At 71.1% G+C, this 14,709-nt stretch carries 13 protein-coding genes, 1 tRNA gene and 2 pseudogenes; 10 read left to right on the top strand and 6 right to left on the bottom strand.

Annotated elements, in window-relative coordinates:
- Window positions 1–297 (bottom strand): annotated as a pseudogene (locus DI269_RS17670) (hypothetical protein); the annotation flags it as partial.
- Between the two features lie 226 nt (window positions 298–523).
- Here DI269_RS17670 and DI269_RS17665 point away from each other — a divergent pair.
- The 3 genes from DI269_RS17665 to DI269_RS17655 all read left to right on the top strand — a co-directional run bounded on the left by DI269_RS17665 (window position 524) and on the right by DI269_RS17655 (window position 4,504).
- Window positions 524–1,423: a hypothetical protein gene (locus DI269_RS17665; protein WP_157975062.1), complete on the top strand. Its 900-nt coding sequence runs from the start codon at window positions 524–526 to the stop codon at window positions 1,421–1,423.
- 667 nt (window positions 1,424–2,090) lie between these two features.
- The gene (locus DI269_RS17660; RefSeq protein WP_112138243.1) at window positions 2,091–3,062 is read left to right on the top strand and encodes a serine hydrolase; all 972 of its coding nucleotides are present in this window, start codon (window positions 2,091–2,093) and stop codon (window positions 3,060–3,062) included.
- Window positions 3,063–3,145: 83 nt separating this feature from the next.
- Entirely contained in the window at window positions 3,146–4,504 is a 1,359-nt protein-coding gene (locus DI269_RS17655) for an FAD-binding oxidoreductase (protein ID WP_112138241.1), read from the top strand.
- Window positions 4,505–4,850: 346 nt separating this feature from the next.
- On the opposite strand, the gene DI269_RS17650 is transcribed toward DI269_RS17655, so the two are convergent.
- Window positions 4,851–5,705: an aminotransferase class IV gene (locus DI269_RS17650; protein WP_157975061.1), complete on the bottom strand. Its 855-nt coding sequence runs from the start codon at window positions 5,703–5,705 to the stop codon at window positions 4,851–4,853.
- A gap of 63 nt (window positions 5,706–5,768) precedes the next feature.
- On the opposite strand from DI269_RS17650, the gene DI269_RS17645 reads away from it, so the two are divergent.
- The 6 genes from DI269_RS17645 (at window position 5,769) to DI269_RS17620 (ending at window position 10,056) form a co-directional block, all read left to right on the top strand.
- Window positions 5,769–6,209, top strand: a complete 441-nt coding sequence (locus DI269_RS17645; protein WP_112138237.1) for a Fur family transcriptional regulator — start codon at window positions 5,769–5,771, stop codon at window positions 6,207–6,209.
- Entirely contained in the window at window positions 6,206–7,282 is a 1,077-nt protein-coding gene (gene ygfZ, locus DI269_RS17640; protein WP_112138235.1) for a CAF17-like 4Fe-4S cluster assembly/insertion protein YgfZ, read from the top strand. Before DI269_RS17645 ends, ygfZ begins: the two co-directional genes overlap by 4 nt.
- Before the next feature lie 21 nt (window positions 7,283–7,303).
- Window positions 7,304–8,284 carry an asparaginase gene (locus DI269_RS17635; protein WP_112138233.1) on the top strand — a complete coding sequence of 327 codons (981 nt, stop codon included), beginning with the start codon at window positions 7,304–7,306 and terminating at the stop codon, window positions 8,282–8,284.
- Window positions 8,285–8,370: 86 nt separating this feature from the next.
- Window positions 8,371–8,453: transfer RNA gene (locus DI269_RS17630), tRNA-Leu, on the top strand.
- 150 nt (window positions 8,454–8,603) lie between these two features.
- Window positions 8,604–9,218: a bacterial proteasome activator family protein gene (locus DI269_RS17625; protein WP_157975060.1), complete on the top strand. Its 615-nt coding sequence runs from the start codon at window positions 8,604–8,606 to the stop codon at window positions 9,216–9,218.
- A 154-nt stretch (window positions 9,219–9,372) separates the two neighbouring features.
- Window positions 9,373–10,056, top strand: a complete 684-nt coding sequence (locus DI269_RS17620) for a lysophospholipid acyltransferase family protein (RefSeq protein WP_198667523.1) — start codon at window positions 9,373–9,375, stop codon at window positions 10,054–10,056.
- On the opposite strand, the gene DI269_RS17615 is transcribed toward DI269_RS17620, so the two are convergent.
- From DI269_RS17615 to DI269_RS17600, 4 genes are all read right to left on the bottom strand, one after another.
- The gene (locus tag DI269_RS17615) at window positions 10,053–11,000 is read right to left on the bottom strand and encodes a peptidylprolyl isomerase (RefSeq protein ID WP_112138229.1); all 948 of its coding nucleotides are present in this window, start codon (window positions 10,998–11,000) and stop codon (window positions 10,053–10,055) included. The two genes, DI269_RS17620 and DI269_RS17615, sit on opposite strands and share 4 nt — an antisense overlap.
- Window positions 10,949–12,304, bottom strand: a complete 1,356-nt coding sequence (locus tag DI269_RS17610) for an MFS transporter (RefSeq protein WP_112138227.1) — start codon at window positions 12,302–12,304, stop codon at window positions 10,949–10,951. The genes DI269_RS17615 and DI269_RS17610 overlap by 52 nt, the downstream gene beginning before the upstream one ends.
- A gap of 95 nt (window positions 12,305–12,399) precedes the next feature.
- Window positions 12,400–13,470: an inositol-3-phosphate synthase gene (locus DI269_RS17605; protein ID WP_112138225.1), complete on the bottom strand. Its 1,071-nt coding sequence runs from the start codon at window positions 13,468–13,470 to the stop codon at window positions 12,400–12,402.
- Entirely contained in the window at window positions 13,463–14,176 is a 714-nt protein-coding gene (locus tag DI269_RS17600) for a PadR family transcriptional regulator (RefSeq protein ID WP_112138223.1), read from the bottom strand. Before DI269_RS17600 ends, DI269_RS17605 begins: the two co-directional genes overlap by 8 nt.
- Before the next feature lie 339 nt (window positions 14,177–14,515).
- On the opposite strand from DI269_RS17600, the pseudogene DI269_RS27180 reads away from it, so the two are divergent.
- A pseudogene (locus DI269_RS27180) lies at window positions 14,516–14,709 on the top strand (hypothetical protein); the annotation flags it as partial.

The raw sequence follows: 14,709 nt of genomic DNA, 5'->3' as shown, positions 1-14,709 counted from the left end.
GGCGCGGCGCAGGCGCCCGGGCGGGGCGGCGTGGACGGGTGCGGCGGGGGTGGCGCCGGAGGCGAAGCGCTGCCAGCGCTCGTGGTCGTCGGCCCCGGTCTCGGCCTTCCCTTCCGGCCGCTCGTCAGTCCCCGCTTCCGGCCGCTCGCCGATGCCGCCTTCCGGCTGCTCGGCCGTGCCTTCTTCCGGCTGCCCGCCGGTGTCGGGCTCGGGGCCCTCGGGGGTCGACGCGTCGGCTTCGGGCTCGCGCCCTTCGCCACGGTCGGGCTGGGTGGAGTCGGGCTCGGTGATCACCATGGGGTTCCCGCGGTCTCGCTCGGTGCTGTCTCAGGGCACATCCTACGGACGGTCGCGTTCCGGTGCCCTACCGCATGAGGGTGCCGCATGAGGACGGCCGGCGAATCGACCGGGGGCGGGGCCGTCACCTTTCGGCCGCCGGTTCGTTGAACGGGGTTGAGACCTGATTCCCGCGGTGGATCGGGTCCGCACCCACAGACGGTATCGCGGTTGGAGAGACGCAGGCATGGGAAGACACACCACGAAGCTCGGTCACCAGTCCCGGGCTCAGACGCGTCCTCCACTGCCGTACCCGGTGAACGACGGCCGGATCGCGCCGGCGATCCAGGAGGCCATGGACCGGCGCTCGCAGCGCCGGCGGTCGCGCCTGGCGGCGCTGTCGGCCGCGGCGGTCATCGCCGCGGGCGGTGCGGCCGGGGTCAGCATGGCCACGGCCGACGAGCCGGAGGCGGGCACCGGCAGCGAGATCGTCTTCAGCGGCGACTGCGGCACCCTCGGCCTGCTCTCGGCGTCGTCGATCCCCGACGCGTCGGAGCTGACGGTCGAGGAGGGCTCGCAGGTGCGGTACGTGAACGAGCTCGGCGCGAACGCCGAACTGCACGTGGGCGACGAGGTGTACGACATCTCCGACGGCTCGACGCAGGTGTTCGAGATGAACCGGTCGGCCGAGGTCGCGATGGTCCCGCAGTGTCACGGCCTGTTCGCCGAGTACGACTCCGCGCAGGTGCACGTCGTCGCGCCGCAGGCCGATGAGAACGAGTCCGGCACCGACGAGGAGCCCGACTCGCACGACCTGCCCGCCCCTGACGACGAGGACCGCGGCGAGGGCGATTCCGAAGGCGCGCAGTCGGGTGACGACGCGGCGGCCCAGCAGGGCCCCGACGCGGAGGAGCCCGTCCAGGACGAGCCGACGCCGTCCGTCGAGGACGAGGTCAACGCGTTCGGGGAGCCCGGCGCCGACGGCGGCGTGTTCGATCCGGCCGCGGAGGAAGAGGTCGTCGCGGTCGACCCGAAGGCCGTGGCGGACGGCGCGAACGGGCTGCTGGCCCTGGTCGCGATCATCTGCCTGGTCGGCGTGGCCGCCGCGGTGACGCGCACCCTCCTCAAGCAGCGGGCGACGGCATGACGGCCGTCGCCTTCAAGACCCCGGCGCCGCTGTCGGCCGCCGCGTCCGGTTCCCCGCACGGCTCCCCGGCTTCCTGTCCGGGCGGGCGGGTGCGGAACCGGCGCGAGCGGCAGCGGGCGGCCCGGTGTTTCACCGGCCCCGAACCGGTCCGCCGCACAAGGCGGCCGGAGCCTTCGAAGGCGGTCCCGGCCTCGCTCGCGAGCCGTCAGTCCGACCTGTCTTCGATCGCGCTGTCCTCAGGGCAGTCGAGGCGCGGCACGGTGGAGTCTCCGTGAGGCACTGCGGCTCGGGCACTCGTTGATGGTCATTTCCTCCCCAGGTCCCACACCGAACGCCCGGACCAGTGCCTCACGGCCCCGCCGGAACTGAACAAGGCTTGACATGAAGCGCCCGCCTGGACGGCGGGCGCTTCGTCGTGCCGTGCGCGGTTTCGGCTGGTGCGGACGGTTCCGCAGTGACGGGCGACGCTGGTCGAGGCGGGCGGGACGAGGGATCATTGAGGGCCCGGCAGCGGGGGTCCGGGGCCGGGCGGCCTGCGCACGCACCGATGCGCAACCGTTACGGAACTCACGATTGACCCTGCTTGTGGTCGCTTCCGCGGCTGCTTTAGCGTGGGCCGCAGCAACTCGTTCACACCCCCGCCTTTTGAAGAGTCAGGTTCCCAGCAGTGACCTCGAAACACGCCGCCTCGCGGCGGCTCTGGCCCTACCTCGCCGTCCCCGGCATCGCCGTGCTCGTCGCGGCGGTGATCTTCATCGTGAGCTCCGGCCGTGACGACGGCGGCTCCGGCGGGTCCTCCGACGAGAGCCTCCCCGGCTCGCAGGCCGAGGACCTGGAGAGCTCCTCGCTCCAGCCGTCCGAAGAGGAGATGCTGGAGGCCGCGCAGGCCCAGCTCCAAACGATGCTCGACGAGCAGGTGGCCGCGTACCTGGCCGAAGAGGACGACGAGAACTTCTACGCGGCGGTCGCGGTGGACGACAGCGTGTTCCGGCTGGACTACGACGGCGAGGTCCAGTACGACACGGCGTCGGTGGTGAAGGTCGAGATCCTCACGATGCTCCTGGAGGAGTACGGGACGCTCGACGAGGTCCCGGACTGGCTGCTGGACCGGGCCGAGCTGATGATCCGCGAGTCGAACAACGACGCGACGAACGACGTCCTCTACGGCGGGCCGTTCGACGACGGGCACGCCGCGATCCGCCAGGCGCACATCGACTTCGGGCTGGAGAACACGAACCCGAACGAGACCGAGCAGTGGGGGAAGACCCAGACGACGGCGATCGACCAGCTGCGGGTGCTGGAGATCGCGCTGTACGAGGACGCGGGCGTCCTCGACGCCGAGCAGACCGAGTACGCGCGCTCGCTCATGGGCGACCTCGCGGACTTCCAGCAGTGGGGCGTGTCCGCGGCGGCCGCCGACGGCGAGACCGTGTGGATGAAGAACGGCTGGGACACGCGCGACGCCATGGGCGGGGAGTGGGTCGTCAACTCGATCGGCGTCGTCGCCGGCGACACCGACGCCCCGATCGAGATCGCGATCCTCACCGGCGGCTCGTCCTCCCAGGAGGAGGGCATCGAGCGGGTCGAGGCGCTCGCCGAGATCGTGCGCGGGATCGTCGACATCGACCCGCTGGCGTAGCCGCGCGACAGAGATCCTGTTTCCTATAGGATCTACGATCCTCCGCGGATCGGGGCGGTCGGCCGGTGAGCGACAATCGGGGCATGAGCGATCTGATCCCCGCACTGGAGGCCGCCGGCCTGGCGCCCGTCACCGACCCGGACGTCCTGGCCGCGCACTCGACCGACCACGCCGCCCTGGTGCCGCCCGGGCGGGCGGCCGCGCTCGTGCGGGCCCGCTCGACCGAAGAGGTCAGTGCCGCGGTCGGCATCGCCGCCGAGCTCGGAGTGCCGGTCGTGCCGCAGGGGGCCCGGACGGGCCTGGCCGGAGCGGCGACCGCCGTCGACGGCGCGCTGCTGCTCGACGTCTCGGGGATGGACCGGATCATCGCCATCGACCCGGTCGACCGGCTCGCGGTCGTCCAGCCCGGGGTCCTCAACGCCGCGATCTCGCAGGCCGCCAAGGAGTTCGGGCTGCGGTACAGCCCCGACCCGGGGTCGTGGCAGATCTCCACGATCGGCGGGAACATCGCGACCGCCGCGGGCGGGATGTGCTGCGTCAAGTACGGGACGACCCCGGAGTACGTGCTCGGCCTCGAAGTGGTGCTCGCCTCGGGGGAGGTCATGCGGTGCGGGCGGTGGACCGCGAAGGGCGTCGCCGGGTACGACCTGGTGCGGCTGTTCTGCGGCTCGGAGGGGACGCTCGGGATCATCACCGAGGCGACGGTGAAGCTCTCACCCGTTCCGGCGCAGCGGCTCACGCTCGCGGCGGTGTTCGACACGACCGCCGACGCCGGGCGCGCGGTCACCGCGATCATGGCCGCGGGGAAGCAGCCGAGCCTGCTCGAACTCATCGACAACGTCCACCTGCGGGCCCTGGAGGCGTTGCGGCCCATGGGGCTGCCGACCGAGGCGGCCGCGATGCTGCTGGTCGCCGCCGACACCGACCCCGAGAACGAGCTCATCGTGATCGAGGCGCTGTGCCGCGAAGCGGGTGCGACCGAGGTGTACCGGGCGACCGACGCGGAGGAGGCCGACGCGCTCCTGGAGTCGCGGCGCAGCGCCTACCACGCCATGGAGAAGCTGGGGACGGTCCTGGTCGACGACGTCGCGGTCCCGCGCGCCCGCCTGGCCGAGGCCCTCGACGGCGTGCAGGCCGCCGCGGAGAAGCACGGGGTCGTCATCGGGGTCATCGCCCATGCGGGGGACGGGAACCTGCACCCGAACATCATCGTGCACCCCGAGGACCCGGCGTCCCTCGCCGCGGGGCGGGCGGCGTTCGACGAGATCCTGGAGATGGCGCTTGCCATGGGCGGCACCATCACCGGCGAGCACGGGGTGGGACTGCTCAAACGCGATTGGCTCGCGAAGGAGGTCGACCCGGTGAATCTGGCGGTGCAGCGGCGGCTGAAAGCGGCGCTCGACCCGCTCGGCATCCTCAATCCGGGGAAGGTCCTGGCCTGAGTCCCGCCTGAATGGGGGCGGCGTCTTCGCTGGCGGCACCGCAGTATGACTGCCGCCGATACGGTTTCGTGTCGGTCCTGTGACACGTTAATGGGGCCGCAGCGCTTGCCCATTCGCTGCGGCCCCGATAAAGTGGAGGAGCTCCACTTTTCATTGGCACCGGTAGGGCTGTGCCCGATTGCCCTTACCGGCTTGTGCCCCCGGATTGTTCCGTGCCTCCTGGAAGACTGCCCATGTCCCTCCGATTGGCTTGTCGGCGTGACCGGAACACTCATTACTATGAGGACCGTCTCTGAGCGGAGCCTGTGGCGAGCCTGGGAAGAACCTGGGAAACGATGCCCAACCGTTACGAAGGCACTTCGAATCCGGCGAGTTTGTCCAGCTCAGCCGTGATGTCCGGGCGCTGCGCGACCACCTCGCCGTCGATCTGAGTGATGAAGGCCACACCTCGGACGGAGGAGCTGAGCCACGCCGCCTCGGCGTTCTTCAAGTCCCCCACCGAGATCAGCTTCTCGGCGGTCTTCAGGCCGGCCTTCGGCGCCTGCTCCAGCAGGTACGCGCTCGTCGTCCCCGGAAGGATCCCGGCCGACGTCGGGGTCGTGCAGATCGTGTCGCCTTCGAGCCACAGGAGCGACGAGGTCGGGCCTTCGAGGGCGAACCCGTCGGCCGAGACCCACAGGGCGTCGTCGGCGCCCTGGGTCTTCGCCCAGCGGGTCACCGCCATCATCGACGCGTACGAGAGCGCCTTCACCCCGCCTAGAAGCCACGGGGCGTCGCCCCGCGCATCGGCATTCACCCCCAGGGTCGCCGTGGCGATCCGCAGCCCGTCGCGCCGCGGCAGGATGCGCTCGCGCGGAACGGGATCGACCGTGGCGTAGACCGTGGGCGGGCCGCCGTGCTCGCGGCCGCGGGTGGCGACCAGGCGCAGCGCGCCCTCGCCCTCGGCGCGCTCGCGCCACGCGACCAGGGCCTGCTCGGCCAGCTCGGCGAGCTCGGCCTTCGCGGGCAGCTCGAACTCCATGCGCCGCGCCGAGTTCGCCATCCGGTCGAGGTGCTCCGAGAGCAGGAACGCGGCCCCGCCGCGCACGTTGATCGTCTCGAACACGCCGTCGCCGCGGAGGACTCCGAGGTCGTCGGCGCAAAGGAGCGGCGCGTCGGAGTCGACGACGCCGCGGTGCAGTACTGCGGTTACCAATGCCATGCGCTCATTGTGCTCCCCGCGGCGTCGCGATCCGGCGAGCGCCCGGCGCAGTACCATGCAGACATGCCCACCGAAGCCGAGGCCGAGACCGAACTGGCCGCGGTGCTGCGCTCCAGGGGCCTGCGCATGACCGCGCAGCGGCAGCTGGTCCTGGAGGCGGTCCGCGCCCTCGGGCACGCCACCCCCGAACGGATCCACGAGCGCATCCGCGACCAGGTCGAAGGCGTGAACATCACGACCGTCTACCGCACCCTGGACCTCCTCGAAGAGCTCCAGCTCGTCTCGCACACCCACCTCTCCCACGGCGCCCCCACCTACCACCTGTCCGGCGACCGCGGCCACGCCCACCTGGTGTGCCACCGCTGCGGCCGGATCACCGAAGTCGATCCCTCGATGTTCGCCAACGCGCGCAAGGAGGTCGCCGACGCCACCGGATTCGTCATGGACGTCGGCCACGTCGCCCTGTTCGGGACCTGCGCCGAATGCCTGGAGAAGCACGCATGACCGTGATCGAACCGTCCCCGCTCCTGACCGCCCCCGGCGCCGTCGCCACCGCCGAGGGCCGCACCGCCTGGCACTACGGCGGGCCGCTCAAGGAGCAGCGGACCGCGATCGAGTCCGGCGCCCTCTTCGACCGCTCCGACCGCGACGTCATCTCGGTCACCGGCGAGGCCCGCCTCACCTGGCTGCACTCCCTCACCACCCAGCACCTCACCAGCCTCAAGCCGCACGAGGGCACCGAGACGCTGATCCTCTCCCCGACCGGGCGCGTCGAGCACCACGCCAACGTCTACGACGACGGCGCCACCACCTGGCTCGACACCGAGCCCGGCCGCGGCGAGGCGCTCCTGAAGTACCTGGAGCTCATGAAGTTCCGCACCGAGGTCGACATCAGGGACGAGACCCCCGACTGGGCCCTGGTCACCTACACCGGCCTGCAGGTCGACGCCTCGGAATCCGACGACGCGCTCGCCCGCGGCCCCGAGGTCCAGCCGGTCCCGGTCCCGAAGTTCGTCGCCCGCGACATCCTCAAGGTCCCCACCGCCGTCCACCCCGGCACCGCCCTCCCCAACGGCTGGATCCGCCGGACCGACTCCCTGCGCCCCGGCACGTTCGACCAGCTCACGCCCCGCGCCGAACTCGCCTCGATCCTCGAAGGCGCCCACCGGGTCTCCCTCGCCGGCACCTGGGCCTGGAACGCCCTCCGCATCGCGGCCAAGCTGCCGCGCTTCGGGATCGACACCGACGAGAAGACCGTCCCCCACGAGGTCGCCCACTGGCTCGCCAACGCCGTCCACCTCGACAAGGGCTGCTACCGCGGACAGGAGACCGTCGCCAAGGTCCACCACCTCGGCCAGCCCCCGCGGCGCCTCGTCATGCTCCACCTCGACGGCACCGACGAGCACCCGCCCGCCAACGGCACTCCGGTGTCCCTGGGCGACAAAGAGGTCGGATACATCGGCACCGCCGTCCAGCACTACGAGCTCGGCCAGATCGCGCTCGCCATGGTGAAACGGTCCGCCGTCGCCGATCCGGACGTGCGCCTCATCACGGGCGATCAGGCCGCGAGCCTCTAGCCGCCCGGCTAGCCTCGCAGTATGAGTGCTTCGTACCGCGGCGGCGAGCCCGTCGCCCAAGTCGTCAGGTCCGGATTCGCCGAGAGCTTCCACCGGGGCAGCGTGGCCGTGACCGACCCCACCGGCAACCCGGCCGCCTCGATCGGCGACGCCGACTCCCCGGTGTTCCCCCGCTCCTCCAACAAGCCCATGCAGGCCCTCGCCATGCTCCGCGCCGGATGGGAGCCCGACTCCGAGGCCGACCTCGCCATCGCCGCCGCCAGCCACCGCGGCGAACCGTTCCACCTCGAACGCGTCCGCTCCGTCCTCGCCCACGCCGGCCTCACCGAGGACCACCTCCAGTGCCCGCCCGACCTGCCCAGCAGCCCCGACGCCCGCAACGCCGTCATCGCCGCCGACGGACCCGAACCCAAGCGCGTCTACATGAACTGCTCCGGAAAGCACTCGGGGATGCTCGCCGCCTGCGCCGCCGCCGGCTGGGACCTCGCCACCTACCGCGACCCCGAGCACCCCCTCCAGGAGCTCATCACCGCCACCGTCGAAGAACTCACCGGCGAGACCGTCGAGCACGTCGGCGTCGACGGCTGCGGCGCACCCGTCCTCGCCGTGTCCCTCAACGGCATCGCCCGCGCCTTCACCCGCTTCGTCGAAGCCCCCGAAGGCACCCCCGAACGGCGCGTCGCCGACGCCATGCGCGCCCACCCCCGCCTCGTCGACGGCACCCGCGGACCCGACAACCGGTCCATGACCGCCGTCCCCGGCCTCCTCGCCAAAGGCGGCGCCGAAGGCTTCCACGTCGTCGCCGCACCCGGCGTCGGCGCGGTCGCCGTCAAGATCGACGACGGCGCCGGACGCGCCTCCATGCCCGTCGCGCTCCGCGCCCTCACCACCATCGCCGGCCTCGACGTCCCGCTCTCGGCCAAACCCGAGATCGACGCCCTCACCTGGCCCGAGGTCCTCGGCGGCGGCGAACCCGTCGGCCGCGTCCGCACCCTCCTGTAGTGGCCCCGGCCTCAACGCGGGGAATACCCCGTTGAGAGGCCCCGGACCAGCAAGGTACTATTGCCCGCGTTGCAAGTCCCACACTCGCGCGAGTGGCGGAATGGCAGACGCGCTGGCTTCAGGTGCCAGTGTCCGTAAGGACGTGGGGGTTCAAGTCCCCCCTCGCGCACCGCAAAGGCCCGGAGGTTTCGACCGCCGGGCTTTTTCGCTATCCGGGGCCGGGATGGCGAGCGGGAACACCCCCGGGGGTTCCCGCGTTAGGCTCGAAGCAAGGGAAAGCAGAAGCCACCACCGACACGACTGCGGGGTCACACCGACCATGAGCGAAGCGAACACCGAACCGGACCGCGACGAGACCGGAGACGAACTGCTCATCGTCGACGCCGAAGGCAACCCGGTCGCCACCGCCAAGCCCGCGAAGGCCGCCGAGCCCGACGACGACCACGACGACCCCTACGAGACCGACCCGACCCGGCTCGTCCACGAGCCCGCCAAGGTCATGCGCGTCGGCTCCATGATCAAGCAGCTCCTCGAAGAGGTCCGCGCCGCCGAACTCGACGAGAAGGGCCGCCAGCGCCTGCGCGACATCCACGCCCGCTCCATCGCCGAACTCGAGACCGGCCTCGCCCCCGAGCTCCGCGACGAGCTCGAACGCCTCTCCCTGCCGTTCAGCGCCGACGAGATCCCCACCGAAGCCGAACTGCGCATCGCGCAGGCCCAGCTCGTGGGCTGGCTCGAAGGACTCTTCCACGGCATCCAGGCCGCGCTCGTCGCCCAGCAGATGGCCGCCCGACTCCAGCTCGACCAGATGCGCGGCGGCGAACTCAAGGCCCTGCCCGCCGGCAGCGATCTCCCGCCGCAGCTGAGGGCCGTCATGGCCGAGCGCGCGGCGCGCGGTGACGACCGCGACCACCCTCCCGGTCAGTACCTGTAGGGATGCCGAATGCCATAGACTCGGCCCTGCCTTCCTGGCGGGGCCGCTGTGGTCTTCTGGGATCCGACGGCTCGCGGGTTTCGCCTTTTGCGGTTCGCGAGCCATAATTGTGCCGACCCGTCCCTAGGGTGAGACCACTGGAGAGCTGAACACGGTGCTGTACAAGACGCTGCAATGGACGGCCGCGCCGGCCGTCAAACTGGTGTACAGGCCATGGATCGACGGGAAAGAGAACATCCCCGAGACCGGGCCGGTGATCCTGGCGTCCAACCACCTCTCCGTCGCCGACCACTACTTCCTGGGCCTGACCACGAAGCGGCACATCGCGACCATGGCGAAGATCGAGTACTTCACCGGCGCGGGCCTCAAGGGCAAGCTCATCTCCTCCACCGTCAAGGCCCTCGGCCAGGTCGCCGTCGACCGCTCCGGCGGGCGCAAGAGCGCCTCCGCCCTGGAGCCGTCCCTCGAAGTCCTCGAAGAGGGCCGCGTCTTCGCGATCTTCCCCGAGGGGACCCGCTCGCCCGACGGGCGCCTGTACCGCGGCAAGCCCGGGGTGGCGCGCCTGGCGCTGGCGTCGGGGGCGCCGGTGGTCCCGATCGGGCTGATCGGCACCGAGAAGGTCCTGCCGATCGGGGAGTCGCGGCCGCGCGTGGCGCCGGTGGGCGTGCGGGTGGGCAAGCCGCTGGACTTCACCCGCTACAAGGGCATGGAGAACGACCGGGTGGTGATCCGGGCGGTCACCGACGAGGTCATGGACGCGATCCGGCGCCTGACGGGCCAGGAGTACGTCGACAAGTACGCCAAGCGCAACAGCCCCGGTAAGGAAAACGAGGACTAGTCCCGGCCTCCGGTGGTGCCGTCGGTCGGCGTCGCGGTGCCCGTGGGGGTCCCGGCCGGGGTTCCCGAAGGCGTGCCGGTCGGTGTCCCCGACGGGGTCGCGGTTCCCGGAGGGGTCTCGCCGACCGTGTCCGGTCCGCTCGGCAGGTCCGAGAGCTCGGTGACGGTGATCCCCCAGATCTCGACGGGGACGGGCGGGGCGTCGTCGAACTCGACGGTGTCGGAGAGCGCCGCGATCTGGTCGAGGACCTCGTAGCCGTCGACGATCCCGCCGATGACGCTCACGCCCGCGGTCGGGACGGCCGCGCCGCGGATGAGCGCGAACGCGCTGCCCGCGCGGCCCCGGTCGTCGGTGACGAGCGCGAGGACGTCGGCGACGTCGTTGCCGGCCATGCCGGTCTCGGCCTCGAAGCGCCAGCCCGGGCCGTACGAGTCGTCGGAGTCCGGTTCGTGCCCGGGGCTGCCGCAGCGCAGGACCGCGGTCGGGTCGACCGCCTGCGTGGTGAGCCGGTCGCATTCGTGGTTGGCGTAGAAGCCGGTCGCCGAGAGGTGCGTGAACGCGTCGACGCCGCACGGGGCGAGATCGCCCCAGAGCATCACGGCGATCTCGCCGTAGTTCGTCTGGATCACCGCGAGGGAGCGCTCGGCCGGGGCCGCGGGTTCGAGCGGGTCGGCTCCGGCGCCGACGTCGTCGGCCTCGGTGATGTTGCAGCGCTCGGAGATCACCTCGCCGGTGTCGCCGCCCTCGCCGTCGCCGTCGCCGTCGCGGAACGCGAGCCAGGCGACGCCGGCGATCGACCCGGCGGTGAGGACCACCGCGCCCAGGCCGGCGAGTCCGCGCTTCCATCCGCTGCCGCGCTCCCAGGGGGGCGTGGAGCGGAAGGGGCTGGAGGCTACCGGCTCGTGCTCGGCTTCGGCTGGGTTCGCGGGGCGGCTGGGCTCCATGATTCAGCATCGTACGGGGCGGCGTCTCGCGCGAGGTAGGCGTATCCGACGCAGATCAGCGCGTAGGCGGCGACGACGCCCCAGAGGGTGCCGGGGGCGTAGCCGTCGGCGGGGACGAGCATCGCGGCGGCGAAGAGGCCCGCGAGGTAGCCGACGTTGTAGACCGTGTCGTTGACGGAGAACACGCGGCCGCGGTAGGCGTCCTCGACGCCGCGCTGGATGGCGGTGTCGACGGTGATCTTCAGGCCCTGGGAGGCGATGTTGATCAAGAGGACGGCGACGGCGAACATGACGGGGATCATGGTGGCGGCGATGGCGCCGACGACGACGGCGCACAGGGCCATGAGGACGACGACCCAGTTGCGCGGGCCCCACACGCGGGTCGCGCGGGGGGTGACGATCGCGGCGGCGAGCACGCCGACGTTGCCGAGGATCGCCAGGACGAGGAGCCAGGTGATCGTGGTGGTGCGGGACGGGTCGGATTCGGGGTCCCAGAAGAAGCCCATGAACAGGGCGATGGCGACGATGAACACGATGCCGTACAGGAACCGGTGCAGCCCTTGGACCGCCATCACCAGGGCGGGTCCGCGGCGGCGGCCGAGGTACTTGAATCCGGCGACCATCCCGGCGGTGGTGGCGGCGACGCCGCGCCACAGTCCGCCGGGGAGGGCCTCGTCCTCGGTGGGGCCCAGGGCGTTCCGTTTGAAGACGGCCCGCACGATCAGCGCCGAGGCGAGGTAGCCGCACCCGGCGGCGAAGGCGAGCATGGAGTAGGAGACGTCGGAGTCGGCGAGTTTGGCGATGCCGGTGGTGGCGAGGCCGAGGCCGTAGGCGAGGGCGCCGAGGGTCGAGGCGAGCGAGTTCGCGGTGACGAGGTCCTGGGGCGGGACGACCTGCGGGTGGGCGGCGGCGAGGCCGGCGAGCACGAACCGGTTGGCGGCCAGGACGACCATGGCGCACAGGACCCACGTCCAGTTGAAGCCGCCGGGCAGCGTCAGGCAGATGACGACCATGAGGGCGGCGCGCACCAGGTTCGCGCCGCCGATGAGGTTGCGGCGGCTGAACCGGTCGAGGACGGTGCCGACATACGGGCCGAGGAGCGAGTAGGGGCCGAGGAGGAGCGCGACGGCGGCGGCGTACCGGAACGGGTCGTTCGCCTCGCCGAGCGCGGGGTTGAAGAACACCGACAGCGCCAGGGAGGCCTGGAACATGCCGTCGGCGACCTGGGAGGTGAGGCGCACCGCCAGCAGATGCCGGAACCGGCGGTTGCCGGCCAGGTTTCGGACGTGCCCGTCGGTGCGCATCGTCCGAGGATATCTCCCTTGAACACCAAGGGGGACTCCGATTTCAGCATCGGAGCCCCCGTTCGTGAAGCAGTGTCGTGATGAAACGCAGTCGCCTACAGTCCGGCGATGAAGTTCTCGACGGAGACGCGGGCCTCTTCGTCGGAGAACTGCTTGGCCGGCGACTTCATGAAGTAGCTCGACGCCGACTCGACCGGGCCGCCGTGGCCGCGGTCCATCGCGATCTTCGCGGCGCGCACCGCGTCGATGATGACGCCCGCCGAGTTCGGGGAGTCCCACACTTCGAGCTTCAGCTCCGCGTTGAGCGGCACGTCGCCGAAGGTGGTGCCCTCCAAGCGGATGTACGCCCACTTGCGGTCGGTCAGCCACGGCACGTGGTCCGACGGGCCGATGTGGACGTCCGCGCCGAGCATCTCGTGCGGGATCTGGGAGGTCACCGACTGGGTCTTGGAGATCTTCTTCGACTTCAGGCGGGTGCGCTCCAGCATGTTCATGAAGTCCATGTTGCCGCCGAAGTTCAGCTGGTACGTGCGGTCCAGGCGCACGCCCCGGTCCTCGAACAGCTTCGCCAGCACGCGGTGCACGATGGTGGCGCCCACCTGCGACTTGATGTCGTCGCCGACGATCGGGATGCCGGCGTCGGTGAACTTCTGCGCCCATTCGGGGTCGGAGGCGATGAACACCGGGAGGGCGTTCACGAACGCGCACCCGGCGTCGATGGAGGCCTGCGCGTAGAACTTCGCGGCCTTCTCCGAGCCGACCGGCAGGTAGCAGACGACGACGTCGGCCTTGGCGTCCTTCAGGGCCGCGACGACGTCGACGGGCTCCTCGGAGGACTCGGTGACCATCTCGGTGTAGTACTGGCCCAAGCCGTCGTGGGTCGGGCCGCGCAGGACGGGGATGCCGGTCGGCGGCACTTCGGCGAACTGGATGGTGTTGTTCTCCGAGGCGCTGATCGCGCTGGAGAGGTCCTGGCCGACCTTCTTCGCGTCGACGTCGAACGCGGCGACGAACTCGATGTCGTTCACGTGGTAGTCGCCGAACTGGACGTGCATGAGGCCGGGCACCCGGTCCTCGGGCGCCGCGTCCCGGTAGTACTCGACGCCTTGGACCAGCGAAGAGGCGCAGTTGCCCACGCCGACAATGGCTACGCGCAGCTTACCCATCGCGCATGCCTCCTTTGCCTTGTTTATTTGGGTCTCCGGCACTCGCAGCCGGATCGGGTGTTCCCTGTTCCGGGAGGGCCTGGGGCCCTTCCGGTCCGGCGACGGGATCGCCGAAGTCGTTGCGCTGCCGCGGGCCGCGGCCCTCCTCGGTGGCGATGAGCTCGTTGAGCCAGCGAACCTCGCGCTCGGCGGTTTCCAGGCCGTGGCGCTGCAGTTCGAGGCCGTACGCGTCGAGCCGCTCGGCGGTGCGGGCCAGCGCCTCGCGGATGCGCTCGCGGCGCTCCTCCACGCGGCGGCGGCGCGCCTCCAGGATGCGGAGGCGGGTGGCGGGGTCGGTCCGGGAGAAGAAGGCGAAGTGGACCCCGAACAGGGCCTCGTCGGCGGACTCGGGGCCCGCGTCGGCCATGAGCTGCGAGAAATGCTCTTTGCCCTCGGGTGTGAGCCGGTAGACCTTCCGGGCCCTGCGGCCGCTCAGCAGCGGCTTCTCCGCCGCGGCACGTCCGTTGGCGCCCTTGGGTTCCGCGGCCCCCGCGGGGGTCTCCTCGACGATGAGGCCGCGCAGTCGCATCCGCTTGAGCGTCGGGTACAGCGAGCCGTAGCTGAACGCGGCCCGGATGGCCCCCAACAGTGCCAGGAGGCGTTTGCGCAGTTCATAGCCGTGCATCGGGGACTCGTGCAAGAGCCCCAGAATCGCCAGCTCCAACATCTCGTCACTCCCTTCACACGGCGATCTAACTGCTCGATGTATCGGGCCGATACATCACAGTAACCCTAACGGCAGGTGTAGATCACGTCAAGGCGCGGGTCCGCGCCCTGTTCAGAGCCACATACATCCGATAGGCTCGGGCCCACTGATCGATCTAGCAGAGTCCTCTCAGATTCGGTGTGCGAAACTGCGAGGCGTCCGGCCACCCCCCACGCCGGGATGTAGACCTTTGCGAACGCCGGTCTGCCGGAGCGCCCTGAGAGGGCGGCCACCCCTCCGGCGGCACCGGGCCGACCGGCAAGCCCCGGCTGGGGTTACACAGCACGTGGATGGTTGAGCATGAGCGACTACGGTTACCGCCCCGCCCCGCCGCCCGAGGAGGGCGGTCCGCAGGGCCGCGCCGCCGGACAGGGACGCGCCTACGGGAGCGCCTCCGGCGGCGGCTCGCGCGAGCCCGATTACGGGTGGGGCGGCGGACCGCAGCAGGGCCGGCAGCAGCCGCCGCAGCCGCAGGGGGGCGGCCGCGGATCGGC

Source organism: Glycomyces dulcitolivorans (assembly GCF_003265355.1).
In the GTDB taxonomy this organism is placed as follows: Bacteria; Actinomycetota; Actinomycetes; order Mycobacteriales; family Micromonosporaceae; genus Glycomyces; species Glycomyces dulcitolivorans.
Note: the sequence above shows the minus strand (reverse complement) of the source record. Positions and strands in the feature narration are given on the sequence as shown.

Bases quoted from the DNA above. Each gene is read 5' to 3' on its own strand.
- DI269_RS17665 (WP_157975062.1), top strand. From the start codon at position 524: ATGGGAAGACACACCACGAAGCTCGGTCACCAGTCCCGGGCTCAGACG.
- DI269_RS17655 (WP_112138241.1), top strand. From the start codon at position 3,146: ATGAGCGATCTGATCCCCGCACTGGAGGCCGCCGGCCTGGCGCCCGTC.
- DI269_RS17650 (WP_157975061.1), bottom strand. From the start codon at position 5,705: ATGGCATTGGTAACCGCAGTACTGCACCGCGGCGTCGTCGACTCCGAC.
- DI269_RS17645 (WP_112138237.1), top strand. From the start codon at position 5,769: ATGCCCACCGAAGCCGAGGCCGAGACCGAACTGGCCGCGGTGCTGCGC.
- ygfZ (WP_112138235.1), top strand. From the start codon at position 6,206: ATGACCGTGATCGAACCGTCCCCGCTCCTGACCGCCCCCGGCGCCGTC.
- DI269_RS17635 (WP_112138233.1), top strand. From the start codon at position 7,304: ATGAGTGCTTCGTACCGCGGCGGCGAGCCCGTCGCCCAAGTCGTCAGG.
- DI269_RS17625 (WP_157975060.1), top strand. From the start codon at position 8,604: ATGAGCGAAGCGAACACCGAACCGGACCGCGACGAGACCGGAGACGAA.
- DI269_RS17615 (WP_112138229.1), bottom strand. From the start codon at position 11,000: ATGGAGCCCAGCCGCCCCGCGAACCCAGCCGAAGCCGAGCACGAGCCG.
- DI269_RS17610 (WP_112138227.1), bottom strand. From the start codon at position 12,304: ATGCGCACCGACGGGCACGTCCGAAACCTGGCCGGCAACCGCCGGTTC.
- DI269_RS17605 (WP_112138225.1), bottom strand. From the start codon at position 13,470: ATGGGTAAGCTGCGCGTAGCCATTGTCGGCGTGGGCAACTGCGCCTCT.
- DI269_RS17600 (WP_112138223.1), bottom strand. From the start codon at position 14,176: ATGTTGGAGCTGGCGATTCTGGGGCTCTTGCACGAGTCCCCGATGCAC.